Below are 19,611 nucleotides of genomic sequence, written 5' to 3'. Positions count from 1 at the left end.
AACCTTTTTGAAAGCGCAAACAGCGATTGCCGCCCCTTTCAATTATTATATATTGCAAATTAAGGCACCTAAAAATTAACATAAATAAGATTGGGAGGAATTACCATGAAAAAACGATTATCCATTGTGAGCCTTATTTTGATCATGATGCTTACTGTCAGTGCTTGCTCTACCACGCCCGCTTCCAATACGACGGCGCAGTCAGGTACCGCACCGAACAGCGCAGATTCCGCATCCACCAAACCGGTTCTCATTACATTTGACCAATTTTCCGGATCTGGTGACAATGAAAAGTATCTGCAAAAAATGATTGACGCCTACAAAAAGATACATCCGAATGTCACCATCAAAATGCAGTCCTATGGCTATAATGACTATTTCACCCAACTGACAACCAAGGTGGCAGGCGGAAAGGCTGCGGATGTGTTTGAACTGAATTATGAAAATTTTGTTCCTTATGCGAAAAAAGGCGCTTTGATGCCGCTTGACGACATCATTAAGTCACAGGGCATTGATACTTCCGCATATAACCAGACAGCCCTGAAAGCATTCAACGCTGACGGTAAACAATACGGCGTTCCGGACAGCTTTTCCACCGTGTTGCTGATCTATAATAAGGATTTGTTTGACAAAGCGAAAGTAGCCTATCCAACCGATGATTGGACATGGGAAGATGCCATGAATGCCGCAAAAAAAATACGCGCGCTTGGGAAAGATATTTATGGCTATTATCATCCGCTTTCCTACAACGAATTTTACAAAGTTTCCAAACAAAACGGCGGGAGCTTGATCAGCGCTGACGGAAAATCGTTCACAATGGATACTCCGGCTAATGTGGAAGCTTTGCAGTATATGGTAGACATGCAGAACAAAAGTAACGTAATGCCTACTCCTACACAACTTGAGCGCGTGCCTAACGCTGATTGGGATCTTTTTAAATCCGGACGTCTGGGCATGATTGTTACCGGCTGTTGGGTTTTCCCGGATTTCGTACGCGATTGTAATTTTAATTGGGATGTTGCCGTAGAACCGGGCCATAAACAAAAAGCCACGCACTTTTTTTCGAACGGTTATGTTATAAAAAAAGATAGTAAGGTAGCTGATGAGGCTGCAAAATTTATTGCCTTTATTTCATCAAGCAAAGAGGCTACTCAGATACGTTTAGATGCAGGGTGGGAATTGCCGCCCATCAATGACAAATCCATCATTGCACAATATACATCCAAAACACCTCCGGCAAATCGTCAAGCTGTTTTTAAAAGCCTGGATTATCTTGTAACGCCTCCAGTTATTTCGCAATATGCGGAACTTCAGGATATTGTCGGAAAACATTTAAATGCTGCTGCAGCGGGTACTGTAACGCCAGCACAGGCACTAAAAGATATGCAGGCCGAGTGTCAAAATACGATTAATTTATCGAAATAAGTTTCTATCGAATTTTCAGAATATTTCTTCAATCAGGAACAATTGAAGCGGTTCTTGAGCACATTCTCAAAAATTCTCATTACATATGGGAGTCACTTCCAAGTGTGGTAACTCGTTTACATAACCTTGGTAATCAGTTGCTTTTTGACAGTTTTTTAAAAAAGCATAAGTACCCCTTGCTTTCTTTTTTGCAAAAAATCACTACATAGGGGTTTAAGTCCAGTTACCCGCATTCCTTAACAAAGCCGCCCGGATCGAACATCCGGGCGGCCCGCTTTTTTATGCTTCTTTTCGGTTTTTCGCGCACAGTTCGTTTATCAGCGAGAAAATGTTTTTCCCTGATTCGGATTTGTCGAAGCTTTCGCAAGAAGAACGCATTTCTTCCAAACGCTTGTTGTCTTCCAGAAGCGAAAGGATGGTTTTGCCCGGGTCGACACCCTTTTCCAGTTTGACCGCCATACCGTGGGAAAGCAAGAAATTCGCGTTGTCCTCCTCCTGCCCCGGGATCGCGTCGAACACCGCGAGCGGAATGTTGCACGCGAGCGCCTCCGATACGGTCAGGCCGCCCGGCTTTGTAATAATCAAATCTGACGCGTGCATATAATTTTCTACCTCATCGGTAAAATAGACCAGCTTGGTTTTCTTGGGACTTTGGCCTACAACCGGGGTAAACGCTTCAAACAGCTTCTGGTTTTTCCCGGTGATTACGATGACCTGAAAATCGATTGGAAGCTCAATCAAGGTTTTATATATTTTCATTATATTGGTAACGCCGAAGCTTCCCGCCATAATCAGGATGGTCGGAACGCCCACGTCCATGCCGAATTTTTTCAGGAGCGCGGGTTTGTCCCCTTTGCTGTAAAACACATCGCCCACCGGGATGCCAAAAGGATAAATTTTTTCCGTCGGAACGCCCATCGCGTTCATTTCGGGGATCATATCCTTTGTTGAAACAATATATGCGTCGACATGGTCGGCAATCCATGCGCGGTGCGGGCCGTAGTCCGTCATAAGACAGATCAGCGGGACAGTTACGATTCCCTTTTTCTTTAAATGGGAGATCATCTCTGTTGCGAACGGGTGGGTGGAAAGAACGATATCTGGATTCTGCTCCTCCATAAGGGGAACCAGTTTTTGGCTGAATACACTAGTAAACCTTGTAACCAGATTGGAAAGCAGGCTTTCCTCGTTGGATTTCCGGTATAGCTGCCCGAAAACCTTCGGCGTTTTGGTGGCAAGGAAATGGTAGCCCTCGCAAACGGTTTTGTCCAATACGGCGTTGATGCTTTTCAAGGCATCCACCACAACAACCTCGTTGCCGGTTGAATTTTCGGTAATGTATTTTTCAATGGCGTGGGAAGCCCGAAGGTGCCCGCCGCCCGTCGCGGCCGAAAGAATTAATATCTTCACGCCCATCCTCCTTAAATCAGAGTTTTTTTGGCAATTATAATACTTAATATTGTGTATTATAACATATAATTAAAAAAGATACTATAGAAAATTCCAAAGGGGAAAGCGTGAGGTTCCGCGCGGCCGCGCATTCCTTTTCAAAGCTGTAACTTTACTTTTCCCTTATTGAGATATATAATATACCAGAATCTCATACCAATTATTATACGAATACACTATTATTTGGGAGGCTCCTGTATGACCGAAGCAAAAATGAGCGAGATCTCCTCCAGAGCGCCGAAACGGAAGAAACATATTGCCGCTATGGCGATCACCGCCGTAATCCTGTTGGGCGCGGGAGGAGCTTTGTTCGGCAAACAGCTATATAATGAGTATCAGCATCAAAAGCAAATCGCTTCGGTAATTGACATTGACACTTTTTACCATGGAATCCGCGTTGCCGGAGTTGCTTTAGGCGGAAAAACCATGGAGCAGGCAAAAGCAGCCGTGCAGGCGGCGGAGCCGAATCTGCGCCCAAAATATAATATTGAACTAACTTACGGCGGGAAATCTTGGAATCTGACGGAAAAAGACCTGAAATTCCAATTTAATGCGGATTCCGTGCTGAAAGAGGCCTATTCCTACGCCCGTTCCGGAGATCGGGAGGAACGCTATCAGCAGGTTCTTGCGCTGCAAAAAAAACCGAAGGATTTTCAATTGGACAGTATGCTGGACAGCAGCAGCCTGAAAACAAAGCTGCAGGAAATAGCGGGCAAGATAAACCGCGATCCGGCCGACCCAACGATTGTTTCCTTTAATGCGGTCACAGAGCAGTTCCGTTTCGCCGATGGAAATGAAGGAATTTCCGTGGATATGGATCAACTGTATTCCGATGTGCTGAAAATTGCGGAAAGCTCCGGATCGGGAACAGTTCAGGTGCCGGTAAAAAAGATTCCGTTTAAGAAATCGATTGAGGATATAAAAAGCCATCTGCAGAAACTGGGTACATACAGCACCGTTTCCACTAATAACGCAGCGGGAACGCATAATATGAAGCTTGCGCTTTCCAAAATAAACGGGACCTGTATTCCGGCGCACGGCACATTTTCATTCCATCGCGTTGTGGGAAATTCCAATAAAGCCAACGGCTTTCTGGAAGCCGGCGCGATTTTAAACGGCCGCTTTGTAAAAGCCTACGGCGGCGGAATCTGCCAGGCGTCCACAACCGTTTATGGTGCCGCGATCCGCTCCAACATGAAGATTACCCAGCGTTCGAACCATACAATTCAGTCAACGTACTGCCCTATTGGGCAAGACGCCGCGGTAAGCTACCCCGATCTGGATTTTAAATTTCAGAACCCGACGGATTATCCGGTTTATATCGTTACCAGCAGCAAGGGCAAAGTGCTGACCGTAACTTTTTACGGGTACCAGTCCCCGGACTACGACCGGATTGAGGTTGTTTCGCAAAAGACAGAAACGATTCCCGCCCCCGCTGCGCCGAAATATACGGTTGACAAAACACTAGCGAAAGGCCAGATTCGGCTGGATTCCAAAGCCCGCGATGGCGCGCGCGCGATAGCAAAGAGGGTTTTCTATAAAAACGGCGTTGTTGTGAAAACAGAAAACCTGCCGTCTTCTTATTATAAGGCGCTGCCCGCATTCTATTCCATCGGGCCGGGAACGTCCGTCAACGGAATCGTGTCGTCGGCCGGAAACTCCAGTTCGTCCGCAAAGCCGTCCTCTAAACCGCAGGAAAATAGCTCCAAGCCTTCTTCGTCCAGTCCGGACGGTTCGTCTTCCAAGCCCGGAAGCCAGACGTCGGCCGGAGACTCGAGTTCTCAGCAGAGTGACACAGCCGGTCAGCCCGATCCCGGAAATTCCAATTCCGATGAAAACAATGTGGTTATTCCCGATTAAATAATACGAGGGTGCGGCTAAAGCTGCACCCTGTTTTAAATTGGACTTGACTTTTTGTCTTATATCTGCAAAAATGAAATAAATGCGGCGGGGCATCTTTAGGACCCGGTATTTTTAAACTTCGCCGCTTTCTTTTTTTAGAAACGATGCAATAAAACATGGCGGCTCTTTCATTTGGCCGCTGACCAGGAAAGGATGAGCTATTTGGCTGCAAATGAAAATGCCCCAAAGATCAGCATAATCATACCGGTCTATAATGTGGAAAAATACATCGGAAAGTGTCTTGCCTCTTTGATTAGCCAAACATTTACGGATTTTGAAATTATTGCTGTGAACGATGGTTCCAAGGACGATTCCCTTTCCATTCTTCTTCATTTTCAGGAAAGATATAGTAATATAACGGTGATTAACCAGAAAAACTGCGGCATGTCCCAGGCGCGCAACGCGGGCTTGGCGGTTGCGCGCGGGGAATATATTTGTTTTGTTGACAGCGACGATTATGTGGCGCCCACCTATTTGGAGGAGCTTTACAATGCCTGTGTGGAAACGGGCAGCGACATCGCCTGCTGCTATTATTATTTCCATTTCGTGGAAAATGATTTCCTATTTGAATATCCGTTCCGCTGCCACGGCGTTTTCGACCGCACGAAGGCGATGAACAAGTTGCTGCGCGATGTTCAGATTCAAAGCCTGATGTGGAACAAAATTTACAAGCGCAGGCTGTTTACGGATTACGATATTAAATTTCCGACCATGTGCTTTGAGGATATGGCGATTGCGCATAAGATCTTTGCCCACGCCGACCGCGTGGCGGTAATCGACCGCCCTCTTTATTATTATAACCAACATCCCGCAAGTACGCTTGCAACCATGAATGCGGACAAAATCAACGACTTTATCCGGGCGGTTGCCATGGTCCGCATTTCGCTTGAGCGAAACGGTCTGTACGAAAAATATAAGAAGAGTTACCTTGCCCTTACAAGAAAAACATGCGCCTGCTGCTATTTGTATGTATTAAAGCTGCATAATGAGAAAAAATGTATGCGAGGGTGCATGACAAATATGAAGCGCGTGTCGCGCGCGATTAAACACTATTCTGCGGATGAGTTCAGCCCGACGACCATGTTCAGCGAGCTGCCCGACGTAGTGAATGCGCCTGAAAAGCTTGAAAAGGATTACTCAACCCGTTAGGCGCATAGGAGATAGGGCTTATGAACGAACAGAAAAGCAGGAAATCAAAGATGATTCATATTGTGCTGTTTGCACTTACCCTTGGATTGCTTGTTTATTTTTGTATTTCGGATCATAACCTAATGATTCTCCTCAACAGCCTTCATGGCCTGAATTTTTTCTGGCTGTCCATGGGTGCGGGATGCGTTGTACTTTCCTGGCTGATGGACAGTCTTGTTACAAGATGCCTGATTTGCGCGGCATATGAAGCGGATTATGAATTCCGCCATGCTTTCAAGGTTACCATGGTGGGACAGTACTTCAATTCGATTACGCCCTTTGCGGTTGCGGGCCAGCCGATGCAGTTTTTAACCCTGACTAGGCAGGGGGTGTCCACCGGGATCGCTCTTTCCGCCCTTGTCCGGAAATATCTGGTTTACCAAACCGCGATTGCAGGCTATTCCCTGTTTGTTATTCTTATAAAATATTCCTTTTTCCGTAGCCGGATGAAGGGCTTTATGGCGCTGGCTGTTGTCGGGTTTCTTTATCAGTCGGCTGTGGTTGTGTTGCTGTTTTTATTTGCGCACAGCCCCCGTTTTACGACGAAATTGATCGAAGGCTGCGTAAAGCTGCTGACGAAGCTCCGTATCGTAAAAAAGCCGGAAGAAACCGGTGAAAAGGTAAAGGATCAACTAGCGTTCTATTTGAAAAATAATAAGCTTATGCAGGGAGACCGGCTGATGAAAGCCCGGATTTACGGTTACACCGTAACGGAGCTCACTGCCGTCTTTGCCGTGCCTTTTTTTATTTACAAGGCGTTTCATAATCCGGGAGCTCCGTTTGTGGATATGGTCGCGGCGCAGAGCTTCGTCACCATGATTTCCGCGTATACGCCGCTTCCCGGCGCGGCCGGCGCGGCGGAAGGCAGTTTCCTTATGCTGTTCCAGATCTTTTTCCAGCCGAATGTGATTCGCCAGGCCATGCTGCTTTGGCGCTTCATCACGTATTATTCGTGTATTATCGTCGGTTCGTATTTCGCCCTTCTGGAACACAAGGCGCAGAAACGGCATCCGGGCTTCCGGCTAAGCGCCATGAAGCCGTGGGGCTGAAAACGCCGGTATGGGCTATGCAGCCGGATTGAAACCAAATGAACGGGAGGGGGAAGGCATCCTTTATAAGATGCCGCCAAAAATGAACGACGGATTTTTCCGGGTGGCCGCGGCGACGCCGGCCATTCGGGTTGCCGATTGTCAAAGTAATAAATACGCAATTCTTGACCTGATGCGCCAGTGCGTCAAAAGGGGCGTTGGCGCGGTGGCTTTTCCGGAGCTTTGCCTGACGGGTTATACCTGCGGCGATTTGTTCCGCGACCGCACGCTGATTTCAGCGGCGGAAACGGCGCTTTCGGAAATTCTGGAACAGAGCCGGGATATGGATCTGCTCGCCGTTATCGGCCTTCCGGTCCCGTACGGCGCGGATCTATACAATGCCGCCGCGGTGATCTGCCGCGGGAAACTTCTGGGGCTTGCGGCGAAATCCAGCATTCCCAATTACAGCGAATTTTACGAAGCGCGGCATTTTACGCCCGCTCCCGAATATCAGGAAATCCGTTTCTGCGGGGAAACCGTCCCGCTTGGAAACAGCCTGATTTTTCGCTGCAACAATATGCCGGAATTGGTTGCCGGGGTGGAAATCTGCGAGGATTTGTGGATTCCTGACCCGCCGTCCTCGCGGCTGGCGCAGTACGGCGCGACCCTTTTGCTGAACCCGTCGGCAAGCGACGAGGTGATCGGCAAGGCGCAGTACCGCCGGAGCCTTGTCATGGGGCAGTCCGCCCGGCTTTTGGCGGCTTACGTGTATGCCGACGCAGGCGAGGGCGAATCCTCCACCGATTTTGTGTTTGCCGGGCATGATATCATTGCTGAAAACGGGACTCTTCTGGCGGAAGCAGCGCCTTTTACAACGGGTTTGACCGTTGCCGACGTGGATTTACAGCGCATGGTGCAGGAACGCCTGCGCACAACCTCCTGGAAAAATGCCGGACAGGCTCATGAAATCCGGTTCACGATGGAGATCCCTTCTATCCGGATTGAGCGCAAATTCCCGCCGCTGCCCTTCGTACCCGCCGATGCGAAGGATTTGAGCGAGCGCTGCGAAATGATTTTGAATATGCAGGCGAACGGCTTAAAAACAAGGCTGAAGCACACAGGCTTAAAGTACGCGGTCATCGGCGTTTCCGGCGGGTTGGATTCCACGCTTGCGCTGATTGTCACGGTGCGTGCGTTCGATCTTCTGCACCTTGACCGCAAAGGCATCGTGGCGGTTACCATGCCGGGCTTCGGCACAACCGGCCGCACAAAGAGCAACGCCCAGCGCCTTTCCGAGCTTTTTGGCGTGACCTTGAAGGAAATCCCCATCGGGGCTTCCGTTACCCAGCACTTTAAGGATATCGGGCATGACCCCGAAATCCACGATGTAACATACGAAAATTCCCAGGCGCGCGAACGCACGCAGATTTTAATGGATCTTTCCAACCAGTACGGCGGGCTTGTAATTGGCACCGGCGACCTTTCCGAGCTTGCGCTTGGCTGGGCAACCTTTAACGGCGACCATATGTCCATGTATGGCGTAAACGGTTCGATTCCGAAAACGCTGGTTCGCCATCTGGTGCACCATGCCGCCGTAAAAACCGGCGGGGAGATTTGTGATTTGCTCAAGGATGTCCTTGACACGCCGGTCAGCCCCGAGCTTCTGCCCCCGGTGGACGGAATGATTGCGCAGAAAACGGAAAATATTGTAGGCCCGTATGAACTGCACGACTTTTTCCTGTATTACATGCTTCGTTTCGGCTTTACGCCGACAAAGATTTTCCATATGGCACAGAGCGCTTTTGCGGGAACATACGACGACGCGACTATCAAAAAATGGATGACAATTTTCTACCGCCGCTTTTTCGCGCAGCAGTTTAAGCGTTCCTGCCTGCCGGACGGCCCGAAGGTCGGTAGCGTTACGCTCTCCCCGCGCGGGGACTGGCGTATGCCGAGCGACGCTTCCGCAAGGCTCTGGCTGAGCGAGATTGAAGCGCTATAATTTTGTAAAAATGAAATCCCCTTTTCGGACGGTTTTGCCATCCGGAAAGGGGATTTAAAGGACAAATAGGAAAACGCCGCCTGTGAAAAGCAGGCGGCGTAATAAATTATAGTAAAAACATCGAACCGGTTCCCGAATCCGAAGAGAATAAATCGGAAACGCTTGCGGCGGAAGCCATGGACCGCGTGGCGTTCATCTGCAGCTGTGCGGTATATAGCTGTAAGAACAGAAGATAATCGTCATAGGTAAACGCTGTGCTGTTCGCGCCCTGTGAACCGGAGGGCACCGCTGCGGTGGCGGAAGAATCACGCAACAATGTGCCGAGAGCGGACAGGGAATTCATTGTCCCAACGGAATTTAACCCGGCTGTGGAATAGGCGGGAGAATAGCCCATCAGGGAGCTTAGGGCGGACAGGGAATCCGTCTGGCTGGAAATGTCCTCGGCGGAAAGATCCTCCCCGGCGTAGCTCATCACCTTTTTGACATATGCCTGTGTCTCTTTAAACGGAGGAATGCCGCCGTATTTGGCAACATTGCCGCTGCCCGCGTTATATGCGGCAAGCGCAAGCTTTACGTCGCCGTCGTAGCGGGAAATCAAGTCGCTCAGATATTTCGCCCCGCCCATGATATTCTGTTCCGCGTCCAATGGATCTTCCACGCCCAGGGCTTTGGCGGTTGCCGGCATAAGCTGCATAACGCCCTGCGCGCCGCAGCGTGAAACTGCGCTGGCGTCAAATCCGGATTCGGCTTTTGCCACCGCTTTCAGAAGGTTGAGCGGAACATTATATTTTTCAGCGGCAGTTTGGAAAATTTCTTCCATGCTTCCGCTGTCCAGTTTCTTATTATCAATTTTTTTCACCGCGTTTTGCAACAAACCGGAAAAACTGGTTCCTGTGGCTTTTTTTATTCCGGTACTGCTGCGGTTTGAAGGCTGTATTCGGCGGTAAGGATTGGATTCAATACGAGTATTCGTCTGAAACGCCCCCATAAAGTTTTTCTGAATTTTACAACGCTTATTATAACGTATTTCAACAAAAAATGGAAGATATTTTATAAAAATCCTTCAAAAATATTTCGCAAAATAAAATTTGTGACTGTATAGGGCTTGATTTTAATCAAATTGTATATTTGCCGGCCGGATTGGCAGAATATTTTTGAAAAGGAGGTTCGGAAATGACAATATCAAGGAGCGAATATAAAAAAATGGCGGACAAGGCTTCGCCGGGGACAACATACGGAAAGAACCTGTTTTTTGCTTTTCTGGTCGGCGGCGCCATCTGCGTATTGGGGCAGGCGCTGGTAAACTTCTACATGCGGTCGGGCATGGATATCAAGGAGGCGCGCGCGTGGGTTTCCATCACCTTAATCGGCTTGAGTGCGCTGCTGACCGCTTTAAAGGTTTACGACAATATCGCGAAATTCGCCGGGGCGGGCACGCTGGTTCCGATCACAGGATTTGCGAATTCTATTGTGGCGCCCGCCATGGAATTTAAGAGCGAGGGCTATGTGGTTGGCATCGGCGGAAAAATGTTTGTTATAGCGGGGCCGGTTCTGGTTTACAGTACCTCCGCCGCCATCCTGTACGGCCTGATCGTCTGGTTTTTCCATTTGTATTAAGGAGGAATGGCGATGCCTACCCGAATCGGGAAATATACGCTTGAATTAAATAAAAAGCCGGTCATCCTCGGTTACGCCGCTGTGGTTGGGAAGAAGGAAGGCGAAGGCCCGCTTGGGGAATATTTCGACCAGTGCCATAACGATACCAAGCTGGGGGAATCCACTTGGGAAAAAGCGGAAAGCCGCCTGCAAAACGAGGCGGTTCTCTTGGCGTTGAACAAGGCCGGTTTGAAAAATACGGATATCGACTGTATTTTCGCGGGAGACCTGCTCAACCAGTGCATTTCCTCCACTTTCGGGCTGCGGGGATTGAACATTCCGTTTTTAGGGCAGTATGGCGCTTGCTCTACCATGGCGCAGACGCTCGCGATTGCCTCGGTCTTTACCGAATCCGGCGCGGCAGAAAACACCGTTGCGGTTACGTCTTCCCATTTCTGCTCGGCGGAACGGCAGTTCCGTTTTCCTTTGGAATACGGCGGTCAGCGTACGCCGACCGCCCAGTGGACGGCAACCGCAGCGGGCGCAATGGTTATCGGTTCGCCGGAAAAGAAGCAAGAAGGGCAAATTACGGTGGAAGCCCTTTCGTTTGGCCGGATTACGGATTTGGGCATTAAGGACGCGGCAAATATGGGCGCGGCAATGGCGCCTTCGGCTGCACAGACGCTGACGGATTATTTCCATGATACCGGAGATTCCCCGGCGGATTACGATGTGATTCTAACTGGGGATCTCGGCCAAGTGGGCAGCAACCTGCTCCAGCAAATCCTGATGAAAGACAGCATTGACATCAGCGCGGTTCACAACGACTGCGGGCTGATGATTTACGACCGGAAAAAGCAGGATGTCCACGCGGGCGGCTCCGGCTGCGGCTGCTCCGCAGCGGTGCTTTGCTCCTATATCATGCGGCAGATGCTTGAGGGAAAGCTGCACAAGGTGCTTTTTTTGGGCACCGGTGCGCTGATGTCGCCCACTTCGTCCCAGCAGGGGGAATCCATCCCCGGCGTTGCGCATCTGGTGTATTTGAAGGCCTGACAGAAGATTATCTTAGGAAAAAGAAACTTCGCTTTTCCGTCCTGCCCCGTCCCGCCGGCGGGCGCAGCGAATTCTTACAGGACAGAAAAAGCTTAAAACACTATAAAAAATGGCTCCCAAAAAGGGAGCCATCGGATCTTATTCGGCGAGGAACTTTTCAATGGGTGAAATATCTAGCCCTTCGCAGGTCTTTAAGAACGCGTACAGATTTTCCGCAATCTTTTTTACCCCGCCTTTGGAATCGCTTTCGATGTTCAGCGGCATCAGCGGGTCGTGAACGCTTAACCGGAGGAGAAGCCAGCCGTCGCCATTCGCTTTATCGAATGAAATGCGGATGCCCTCAAAATTGTCCGGAGCGATATGCCAGCCGGACTGCTTTTGTGCGTAGTTTTCCAGCGCGCGAATAATCCGTTCGCCGCATTCCCGGAAATTTTCTTCCCGAATCGGGAAGCGCAGTTCCTTCGCTTCCGCCGGCTCCGCCAAAGGCTTCAGAAGGTCCTCCAGCGATTTTCCCTGTGCGCGGAGCTGTGCCGCTTTAATGATGATCTTTGTAACAAGGTATGCGCCGTCATCAAGAAAATAATTTTCGCGCAGGGCGGCGTGGCCGGAGGTTTCAATTGCCAGCGGGCAGTTTACGCCTTCACGGTTCAGCCTTACCGCTTCGTTAATGACGTTTTTATATCCCCGTTTGAAGCGGCGGTGCTTTCCGCCCAGAGCTTTTTCAATATAATCGTGTAGGCCGCTGGAAGTGATGGAGTCCGTTACAACGGTTCCGCCGGGGTTTCCTTCCAGCGCGATTGCGGAAGCGATGGCGACAAGGCGGTTCCGGTTGATTTCGTCGCCTTTCGAGTCCACCGCGCCGCCGCGGTCAACGTCGGTGTCGAAAATCACGCCGAGGTTGGCTTTCGCCGCGACGGTTGCCGCGCAGACGGATTTCATCGCCGTTTCGTTTTCCGGGTTTGGAATATGGTTCGGGAAGCGGCCGTCCGGCTCCAGAAACTGGCTTCCGGCCGTATCCGCGCCGAGCGGGGCGAGCACGTCGCGCGCATAAAACCCGCCGGCGCCGTTGCCCGCGTCAACCACAATTTTGAACCCCTTCAGCGGATGATCGTAATCCGCGGAGCGGACGCCCTGCTTGATAAGTTCGCGCAGGTGCGCGCTGTACTGCTCCATATAATTCACCGCTTTTACTTCGCCCTTGCCGGGAGCGGGCTGTTCCCCGTTCTGAGCGGAAAGCAGGATGCGCTCGATGTCGGGCGCGTCAAGCCCGCCGTTGCGGGTGAAGAATTTTAGGCCGTTTCGGTTGAACGGGTGATGGCTTGCCGTAATCTGAACCGAACCGTCGCAGGCAAGGTCCACCGTCGTCATGAACATGGACGGTGTGGAGGCAAGCCCGCAGTCCAGAACCGACACGCCCGCCGCCGTCAGCGAGCGTGTGACAGCGGCCTGTATCCGGTCCGCCGAAATGCGTGAATCATGCCCGACGGCGATGGTTAAATGGGACGGATCTTTTTTTAGGGTATCGGAAAGCCAGAGCACAAAGGCCGATGCGATTTTTTCAATGACTTCGTCGGTCAGGTTGATTTCTTCGCCCGGAACCCCGTCGCAGGCAACGCCCCGGATGTCCGTACCGCTTTTAAATTGTTTCCAAAATGCCGTAAGCATGGAATTTATCCCCTTTTGTTTTTTCTTTTTATTATAAGCGAACAGTTGGGATTTGTAAACGAGGTGATCGATATCGACCCGTTGATTGCAATTGAGAATGTTTCAAAAATTTACCGCAGGGGGGACAGCGAAGTCCGCGCACTAGACAATGTTTCCCTTTCCGTCCGGCCGGGGGAGTTTGTGGCGATTGTCGGCCGTTCCGGCTCGGGAAAATCGACCTTGATGAACATACTGGGCTGCCTGGACACTCCCACAAGCGGAGATTATTTTTTGAAGGGGGAAAACGTAGCCGGGCTGAGTGAAAAGAAGCTGGCAGACATCCGCAGCCGGGAATTGGGCTTCGTATTTCAGGGATTTAACCTAATTAGCGCAATGGACGCGCTTGAGAATGTGGAGCTGCCGCTTTTTTACCGCAGGGTTCCCGCGGCGCAGCGGCGCAGGCTGGCTTTGAACGCGCTGAAGAGGGTAGGCCTTTCCGAGCGGATCCATCACATGCCCGACCAGATGAGCGGCGGACAACAGCAAAGGGTGGCCATTGCGCGCGCAATCGCGGCAGAGCCACCCCTTATCCTTGCGGATGAGCCGACCGGAAATTTGGATTCAAAGTCCGGCGAGGCTGTGATGCAGATGTTTTTTTCCCTTCATAAGCAGGGAACGACGGTTATTCTGATAACCCACGATAATAAAATAGCCGCCTCTGCTGAACGTGTCGTTCAAATACAGGACGGGCGCATGGTACAATGAAATTCACCGTATGTATTAATCCTCAAATTTTTCATCCCGAATCGTGCTCTCAAAACGCGGGAGAAGTTCGCTGCAATGCTTCAAATGTGAAAAACAGTATTCATACATTTTGCTTATGGCATGAATCTGCGCTTCACGGCTGATCCCGGTAACATCCTTGCGAGGCATGAAATACAGGTACATCGGTAGGCAACCGTCGTCCGTAGGCTGCAGATAATGCGCATGAAGCCGGTGTGCGCCCAGGTTTTTATAAAACTTGATACGCCGCTTCTGGTTTTTCGCCAGAGCCGGGTCGGAATTTGATACATGCTCCACCGAAAAGAGAAGGCCTTCATAGGGGCCACAGTACTTGTCGAGAATTGCCTGAATGAATCCGGTGCCATAGTTCAGGCATTGGAATTCCTTACGGATAGCCAGATAGTCGCCCCACAGCAAATTGCTGTCCTCCACTTTGTAAATCAGAGCATAACCGACTGTTTTATAGTCAGAAAGACGCCGGTACTTCAGAAGCTTATACCTGCCCTTTTCCATTAGCTCCAAAATTTTATCATACTTTAACAATTCACAAGGGGGGAACTGCTGTTCCATATCCTTGTAAATTGAGGACAGATTTGAGGCGTCGCCCAATACAATCGAGGCGCCCGTTTCGAAACTCATTTTAATATCCCCTATCTTTTTTATAGTATTAGAATTATTATACCATATCCAACCATATTTAAGCAAGCCGGCGGGAAAGCGGGTTCGAAAGCGCCGTTTTCCGATGCTTTCTTCAGGCGTTCCGGAAGTTTTCCTTTCATACCCGAGCAGAAAAATGATTGACAAACAGATTTTGAATGTTATAATGAGGTTGGAATAAGTAAAATTGAATAATTAGGGGAGGTAGATTCGTAATGATGCCAGCGCTACAGCTTCATGATGTGGATGTTCCCGCGTTTTTAAAGGTGCTTGACGAATGTGAGGGGAATGTCTTTCTTGTAACGCGTGATGGAAACCACCTTAACCTGAAAAGCAAGCTTTGCCAGCTTGTCGGACTTACGCAGCTGATTGAGGGAGGAAAGATTGCGGAAGCTTACATCGTCTGCGAAAAGCCGGAGGATGATTCAAGGCTGTTCCGTTTCAACCTTTACGGGAAAGACGATAAATAAGAAAAGCCGCCCGGACGGGCGGCTTTTTTGTGGTATCAGGAGGAATGTTTTTGTTACGGGGAAATCGGAAATTCACTTCTTTTTTGGCGGTGCTGTCCGCATTTTTGATGGCTTTCGCGCTGAACGGGTGCGATGCGCGGAAGGCAATGCAGGCAGGGCTGCAAAGCGCGCAGCCCGAATCGTCCGCCGCACAGGGCGAAAATACGGATACGCTGGTTTACTACCTCGACGTTGGGCAGGGGGACAGCGAGCTGATCCGGCTGGCGTCGGGAAAAATGGTGCTTATCGACGCAGGTACGCCAGATACCGCGGACGCGCTATGCGACATGCTGGAAAAGCTCGGCGTTTCAAAAATCGATATCCTGATCGCGACGCATCCGCATGCCGACCATATCGGCGGCATGGCGAAGGTGGTCGGCCGCTTTCCGATCGGGGAAATTTATATGCCGCGGATTCCGGATAAACAGGTGCCCACTACGGCTACCTATGAAAAGCTGCTGACGGCGATTGACAGCAAAGGCATGAAAGTTACAGAAGGGAAGGCGGGTATGACGGTTTTGGACGCCGACGGGGAAAAGCTTGAATTTCTGGCGCCGAATTCCAAGAAATACACCGACCTGAACAATTATTCCATTGTTGCCCTGCTGACCTGTGGGGAAAAACGTTTCCTGTTCATGGGGGATGCGCAGACGGACAGCGAAAAGGAGATTTTGAAAAAGGAAACAAAACTGAACTGCGACGTCCTCAAATGCGGGCATCACGGAAGCTCCACTTCGACTTCCGCAGCCTTTCTGAAAGCGGCGGCCCCGCAGTCCGCGGTGATTTCCTGCGGAGTAAACAACGACTACGGGCATCCGGATAAAAAAACCGTCGCAAGGCTGCAAAAGGCCGGCGTTATGATCTATCGCACCGATCGGCAGAAAACAATCCTCGCCCGCTGCGACGGAAAAACCGTTCAGTTTGAAACCGGGCTGGCATCCGTGGCGCAATCTTAAACGGGATGCCGGTACCGCCGCCCGGGCTGTATGTTCCTAATCTGCCGCGCATTGCGGAAATCGCGGCAAAGAATGAAATATACTTTCAAAGAAGCGGCTCCCTTGGCAGGGGAGCCGCTTCTTCTATCGTGTTTATTTTTCTTCGTTAAAGAACTTTTCCCAATCGAAATTGCTTTCGCTTACCGGCTTTGCCTGCGCTTTCGGAAGGGGTCCTTTTTTGGTTTCCGCCGTCTGTCTCCTCTGTTGCAATACTTCCTGCGGAATCGGAATTGTTTCATCCTGATCGCTGACAGCCGGTGTTTGAACGGTCTTTATCCCAGAAGCAGCGGGCGCCTTTGCGGAGGAACTGCTGATATCCGGAAATACCTGCGTATTGGCTGCGGCGCTGTCACCGTGAGGCTGGCCGTCGCTATAAGAGCTGATGTCTATAAATTCCGTCGGTTCATCGTCGCTGCTTTGGTGTAAGCGGCCGGGAATACTGGCTTTCCGTATGCCGCTTGGGCCGGAGAAGAACTGCAGATACACAAATAGGCCCATACCGCACAGGGAAAGCACGATCAGAACAATTCCCAGAATCATTAGCCAGGAAACGCCGCCGACTCCGGACGACCCGGTGCTGCTGCTCGTGGTGCCCGCGGCTGCCGCTAAGCTGCTGCTGTCGGAAGGAGAACTGGAGCCGGAAAGAAGCTCACTCCAGTCCTGGGACGAAAGTACGCCCGGGTTGCTGATCGTCTGCGCCGCGCGGGAAGCGGCTTCCTCGATTTTTTGATTATGGGTGTCCACTTTGTGGCTGAATTGGGGCTTTTCATCGATGACGGTTTTTTTACTGGAATTATTATTGCTGTACGGTTTGGACGACTCGTTTTCAGCCGGCTTGGAGGTTTCTTCCGGTTTCGGGGTTTCCTCCGGCTTTGAAGTTTCTTCCGGCTTCGAGGTTACGTCGGGGTTTGGATTTTCTTCACTGTTTCCCGTTTCCCCGTTGCTGGTGTTTCCTTTCGACGGGGGATCAACGGCCGTCTGCGGCGGCGGAGTGACCGCGCCGGGGTCTTCCTGCGCAAAGGCGGTGATGGAAAACATACTGACTGCAAAGAGTAGGGTCAGGAAAACAGCAAGAAATCTTTTTGATTTGATTTTCATAATTTATATATATCCCCTTAAAATGCAGATTACAGATTTAAGCTTATCATATCATATTACATATGATCAGTTCAACTGTGAATTATCTGTTAAATTTTCATATTCGGAAATCTGTGGCTTTAAAATTGAAGTTCGCAATGCTATAATGAAATTGATTAGAATGAGAAATTTTATTTCTGGGGAGTGCAATTATGGGCGTTACGATCAGCGCGGATAGTGCCTGTGACTTGTTTCCGGATTTATATAAACAATATTCTATTGAAATCGTCCCTCTTTATATTACGGTAGATGGGAAAACCTATCGCGACGTATTTGAAATCGGACCGGATGAGCTTTTCGCCAATTATGAAAAAACACATTCCCTCCCAAAGACTTCCGCCCCCGCCCCGCTCGATTTTTTTGAGCTTTTCAAACGGGAAACGGACGCGGGAAACGACGTGGTGCATATTGCGATGAATTCGAAGTTTTCCTCGTCGTACCAGAACGCGAAAATCGCTGCAAAGGAATTTCAGAACGTTTATGTGGTGGATACCTTCACTCTAAGCTCCGCGCAGGGCATTTTGGTGCTGAAAGCCGCAGACATGCGCGACGCGGGGAAATCTGCGAAGGAAATCTACGACCAGATCGAAATTGATAAAACAAAAATATGCACAAATGTGCTTCTGGATACGCTGGATTACGCTTACCGGGGCGGCAGGGCGACCATGCTGCAGATGTTCGGGGCAAACCTTCTGAAGCTGCGCCCCTGCCTGCTTCTCGACACCCACGGTGTGCTTACGGTTCGCCGGAAGTTCCGGGGGAATTTTCCGCAGGTCTGTAAGGAATATATCCGCTATATACTGGATATGCCGAACGCAGACGGCGAACGCGCCTTCGTTTCCACAACGGGTATGGATCAAGTGCTTTTCGACAGCCTTGTGCAAATGGTGCGCGACAGCGGAAAGTTCAGGGAAGTCCTTACCTCCCGCGCCGGGTGCAGCATGACCGTACATACCGGACCAAACACTTTGGTCTTGTTTTATAAAGAAAAGTAGAAAATGATTTTCGAAAAAGCCGTTCAGCAGGAATTGCCGGACAGCTTTTATTTGTATATAGGCCGTTTTCTCTTGCCCCTGCCTTCGGTATTCAAAAGTACCGGCAGGAGATGGCGAAGCCGTTCCCTTCGAGTGGAAAATTTCCTGCGCCCACAGGTGTCCCCAAGGGCCTTGTGATTTTCATGGGCGAGCGCCCTGCGCTAGCCTTCTGAAGGAGCGGCGTTGTCCGTAAGGATGTCGCGCACAAGCTCCTCAAGCTGTGACCAGGTTTCTAGTGTGCCCGCGCGGCGGCGGTAGGAGGCGGCATTCTTCATCCCCTTTAGGTACCAGCCCACCTGTTTCCGCGCTTCGTTCATGGCGCGGCGTTCCCCTTTATACGCGCACATCAGCCGGATATGCTCCAGCATAACCCGCATGCGCTCGTTCAATCCGGGTGGGGGAAAAAGCCGGGGGGGATCCGATAAGTAGGCGTTGATCTGTGCGAAAATCCATGGGTTCCCGAGCGCTGCCCGCCCGACCATCACCGCGTCGCAGCCGGTTTGTTCCAGCAACTGCGCGGCGGTTTGTGCGGAAACGACGTCGCCGTTGCCGATAACCGGGATTTTAACCGCCTGCTTCACCTGGCGGATAATCTCCCAGTCCGCTTCCGGGGCGTACATCTGCTCGCGCGTGCGCCCGTGGATTGTAATTGCGTCGGCTCCCGCAGCCTCGCAGATTTTTGCAACCTCTAAGGCATTCACGCTTTTCCTGTCCCAGCCCTTTCGAATTTTCACCGTAACCGGAACCGGCACGGCATTTTTCACCGCCGCCACGATTTCCCCGCACAGCGGCGGGTTTTTCATTAACGCGCTGCCGGCGCCGTTGCAGCTGACCTTGGGAGCGGGGCAGCCCATGTTGATATCGATGACGTCGGGGGCGTATTCCATTGCTATTTTTGCGGCTTCAGCCATAACCGCAGGTTCGCTCCCGAAAAGCTGGATGCCCGCGGGGCGTTCCGCGTCGCTCAGTATCATCAGCGCACTAGTCTTATTGTCATGAAACTGAAGCCCCTTGGAACTGACCATTTCGCTTACGACATAGGCTGCGCCGAACCGTACGCAGGTTTCGCGGAACGCCCGGTTCGCCACACCGGCCATCGGCGCGAGAACCGCGTACCCGTCTATTTGTAAATTTCCGATTTTCATTGGATTACCATTCCTGTTTTCATTATTCATTTGGCCCTTTTCTTCAAAATGGTCTGCTGCCTTT

17 protein-coding genes are annotated in these 19,611 nt (G+C 50.6%); 11 read left to right on the top strand and 6 right to left on the bottom strand.

Going from position 1 to position 19,611, the window contains the following annotated elements; translation table 11 throughout:
- Positions 1-105 precede the first annotated feature (105 nt).
- Positions 106-1,425, top strand: coding sequence for an ABC transporter substrate-binding protein (locus tag P9B68_RS05665; protein ID WP_135659532.1), 1,320 nt, complete (start codon positions 106-108; stop codon positions 1,423-1,425).
- 279 nt (positions 1,426-1,704) lie between these two features.
- Here the strand turns inward: P9B68_RS05665 and P9B68_RS05660 are convergent, their stop codons facing one another.
- Positions 1,705-2,835 carry an MGDG synthase family glycosyltransferase gene (locus P9B68_RS05660; protein WP_135659534.1) on the bottom strand — a complete coding sequence of 377 codons (1,131 nt, stop codon included), beginning with the start codon at positions 2,833-2,835 and terminating at the stop codon, positions 1,705-1,707.
- Between the two features lie 237 nt (positions 2,836-3,072).
- Between P9B68_RS05660 and P9B68_RS05655 the strand changes: the two genes are divergently transcribed.
- The 4 genes from P9B68_RS05655 to P9B68_RS05640 all read left to right on the top strand — a co-directional run bounded on the left by P9B68_RS05655 (position 3,073) and on the right by P9B68_RS05640 (position 8,994).
- The gene (locus P9B68_RS05655; protein ID WP_277668631.1) at positions 3,073-4,734 is read left to right on the top strand and encodes a VanW family protein; all 1,662 of its coding nucleotides are present in this window, start codon (positions 3,073-3,075) and stop codon (positions 4,732-4,734) included.
- A gap of 204 nt (positions 4,735-4,938) precedes the next feature.
- Entirely contained in the window at positions 4,939-5,925 is a 987-nt protein-coding gene (locus P9B68_RS05650; protein WP_243112986.1) for a glycosyltransferase family 2 protein, read from the top strand.
- A 20-nt stretch (positions 5,926-5,945) separates the two neighbouring features.
- Positions 5,946-7,013: a lysylphosphatidylglycerol synthase transmembrane domain-containing protein gene (locus P9B68_RS05645; protein WP_135659538.1), complete on the top strand. Its 1,068-nt coding sequence runs from the start codon at positions 5,946-5,948 to the stop codon at positions 7,011-7,013.
- Positions 7,014-7,095: 82 nt separating this feature from the next.
- Positions 7,096-8,994, top strand: a complete 1,899-nt coding sequence (locus P9B68_RS05640; protein ID WP_277668652.1) for an NAD(+) synthase — start codon at positions 7,096-7,098, stop codon at positions 8,992-8,994.
- A gap of 106 nt (positions 8,995-9,100) precedes the next feature.
- Here P9B68_RS05640 and P9B68_RS05635 read toward each other — a convergent pair whose 3' ends face one another.
- A complete protein-coding gene (locus P9B68_RS05635) occupies positions 9,101-9,982 on the bottom strand; it encodes a lytic transglycosylase domain-containing protein (RefSeq protein ID WP_277668630.1) in 882 nt (293 codons plus the stop codon).
- Between the two features lie 185 nt (positions 9,983-10,167).
- On the opposite strand from P9B68_RS05635, the gene P9B68_RS05630 reads away from it, so the two are divergent.
- Entirely contained in the window at positions 10,168-10,611 is a 444-nt protein-coding gene (locus tag P9B68_RS05630; protein WP_135659544.1) for a SpoVA/SpoVAEb family sporulation membrane protein, read from the top strand.
- Between the two features lie 12 nt (positions 10,612-10,623).
- The gene (gene spoVAD / locus P9B68_RS05625; protein WP_135659546.1) at positions 10,624-11,643 is read left to right on the top strand and encodes a stage V sporulation protein AD; all 1,020 of its coding nucleotides are present in this window, start codon (positions 10,624-10,626) and stop codon (positions 11,641-11,643) included.
- A 138-nt stretch (positions 11,644-11,781) separates the two neighbouring features.
- Here spoVAD and P9B68_RS05620 read toward each other — a convergent pair whose 3' ends face one another.
- A complete protein-coding gene (locus tag P9B68_RS05620; RefSeq protein WP_135659548.1) occupies positions 11,782-13,308 on the bottom strand; it encodes a phosphohexomutase domain-containing protein in 1,527 nt (508 codons plus the stop codon).
- Positions 13,309-13,380: 72 nt separating this feature from the next.
- Here P9B68_RS05620 and P9B68_RS05615 point away from each other — a divergent pair, with 72 nt between their 5' ends.
- Positions 13,381-14,052, top strand: coding sequence for an ABC transporter ATP-binding protein (locus P9B68_RS05615; RefSeq protein WP_243112989.1), 672 nt, complete (start codon positions 13,381-13,383; stop codon positions 14,050-14,052).
- A 15-nt stretch (positions 14,053-14,067) separates the two neighbouring features.
- On the opposite strand, the gene P9B68_RS05610 is transcribed toward P9B68_RS05615, so the two are convergent.
- Positions 14,068-14,709, bottom strand: a complete 642-nt coding sequence (locus tag P9B68_RS05610) for a hypothetical protein (RefSeq protein ID WP_135659550.1) — start codon at positions 14,707-14,709, stop codon at positions 14,068-14,070.
- 233 nt (positions 14,710-14,942) lie between these two features.
- On the opposite strand from P9B68_RS05610, the gene P9B68_RS05605 reads away from it, so the two are divergent.
- Positions 14,943-15,197 (top strand): hypothetical protein, encoded by a 255-nt coding sequence (locus P9B68_RS05605; protein WP_135659552.1) that lies wholly within the window; start codon positions 14,943-14,945, stop codon positions 15,195-15,197.
- Positions 15,198-15,241: 44 nt separating this feature from the next.
- Positions 15,242-16,192: a ComEC/Rec2 family competence protein gene (locus P9B68_RS05600; RefSeq protein WP_407932267.1), complete on the top strand. Its 951-nt coding sequence runs from the start codon at positions 15,242-15,244 to the stop codon at positions 16,190-16,192.
- A gap of 132 nt (positions 16,193-16,324) precedes the next feature.
- On the opposite strand, the gene P9B68_RS05595 is transcribed toward P9B68_RS05600, so the two are convergent.
- Positions 16,325-17,329: a hypothetical protein gene (locus P9B68_RS05595; RefSeq protein ID WP_277668628.1), complete on the bottom strand. Its 1,005-nt coding sequence runs from the start codon at positions 17,327-17,329 to the stop codon at positions 16,325-16,327.
- A gap of 191 nt (positions 17,330-17,520) precedes the next feature.
- On the opposite strand from P9B68_RS05595, the gene P9B68_RS05590 reads away from it, so the two are divergent.
- The gene (locus tag P9B68_RS05590) at positions 17,521-18,363 is read left to right on the top strand and encodes a DegV family protein (protein ID WP_135659558.1); all 843 of its coding nucleotides are present in this window, start codon (positions 17,521-17,523) and stop codon (positions 18,361-18,363) included.
- A gap of 200 nt (positions 18,364-18,563) precedes the next feature.
- On the opposite strand, the gene dusB is transcribed toward P9B68_RS05590, so the two are convergent.
- Positions 18,564-19,547 carry a tRNA dihydrouridine synthase DusB gene (gene dusB, locus P9B68_RS05585; RefSeq protein WP_277668627.1) on the bottom strand — a complete coding sequence of 328 codons (984 nt, stop codon included), beginning with the start codon at positions 19,545-19,547 and terminating at the stop codon, positions 18,564-18,566.
- Positions 19,548-19,611: the final 64 nt, after the last annotated feature.

Source organism: Caproiciproducens galactitolivorans, from assembly GCF_029266045.1.
GTDB lineage: Bacteria > Bacillota > Clostridia > Oscillospirales > Acutalibacteraceae > Caproiciproducens > Caproiciproducens galactitolivorans.
This window is presented reverse-complemented; position numbering and strand designations above follow the sequence as displayed.

Coding starts and splice junctions, on each gene's coding strand:
- P9B68_RS05665 (WP_135659532.1), top strand. CDS start 106: ATGAAAAAACGATTATCCATTGTGAGCCTTATTTTGATCATGATGCTT.
- P9B68_RS05655 (WP_277668631.1), top strand. CDS start 3,073: ATGACCGAAGCAAAAATGAGCGAGATCTCCTCCAGAGCGCCGAAACGG.
- P9B68_RS05645 (WP_135659538.1), top strand. CDS start 5,946: ATGAACGAACAGAAAAGCAGGAAATCAAAGATGATTCATATTGTGCTG.
- P9B68_RS05640 (WP_277668652.1), top strand. CDS start 7,096: ATGAACGACGGATTTTTCCGGGTGGCCGCGGCGACGCCGGCCATTCGG.
- P9B68_RS05635 (WP_277668630.1), bottom strand. CDS start 9,982: ATGGGGGCGTTTCAGACGAATACTCGTATTGAATCCAATCCTTACCGC.
- P9B68_RS05630 (WP_135659544.1), top strand. CDS start 10,168: ATGACAATATCAAGGAGCGAATATAAAAAAATGGCGGACAAGGCTTCG.
- spoVAD (WP_135659546.1), top strand. CDS start 10,624: ATGCCTACCCGAATCGGGAAATATACGCTTGAATTAAATAAAAAGCCG.
- P9B68_RS05620 (WP_135659548.1), bottom strand. CDS start 13,308: ATGCTTACGGCATTTTGGAAACAATTTAAAAGCGGTACGGACATCCGG.
- P9B68_RS05610 (WP_135659550.1), bottom strand. CDS start 14,709: ATGAGTTTCGAAACGGGCGCCTCGATTGTATTGGGCGACGCCTCAAAT.
- P9B68_RS05605 (WP_135659552.1), top strand. CDS start 14,943: ATGATGCCAGCGCTACAGCTTCATGATGTGGATGTTCCCGCGTTTTTA.
- P9B68_RS05600 (WP_407932267.1), top strand. CDS start 15,242: ATGTTTTTGTTACGGGGAAATCGGAAATTCACTTCTTTTTTGGCGGTG.
- P9B68_RS05595 (WP_277668628.1), bottom strand. CDS start 17,329: ATGAAAATCAAATCAAAAAGATTTCTTGCTGTTTTCCTGACCCTACTC.
- P9B68_RS05590 (WP_135659558.1), top strand. CDS start 17,521: ATGGGCGTTACGATCAGCGCGGATAGTGCCTGTGACTTGTTTCCGGAT.
- dusB (WP_277668627.1), bottom strand. CDS start 19,547: ATGAAAATCGGAAATTTACAAATAGACGGGTACGCGGTTCTCGCGCCG.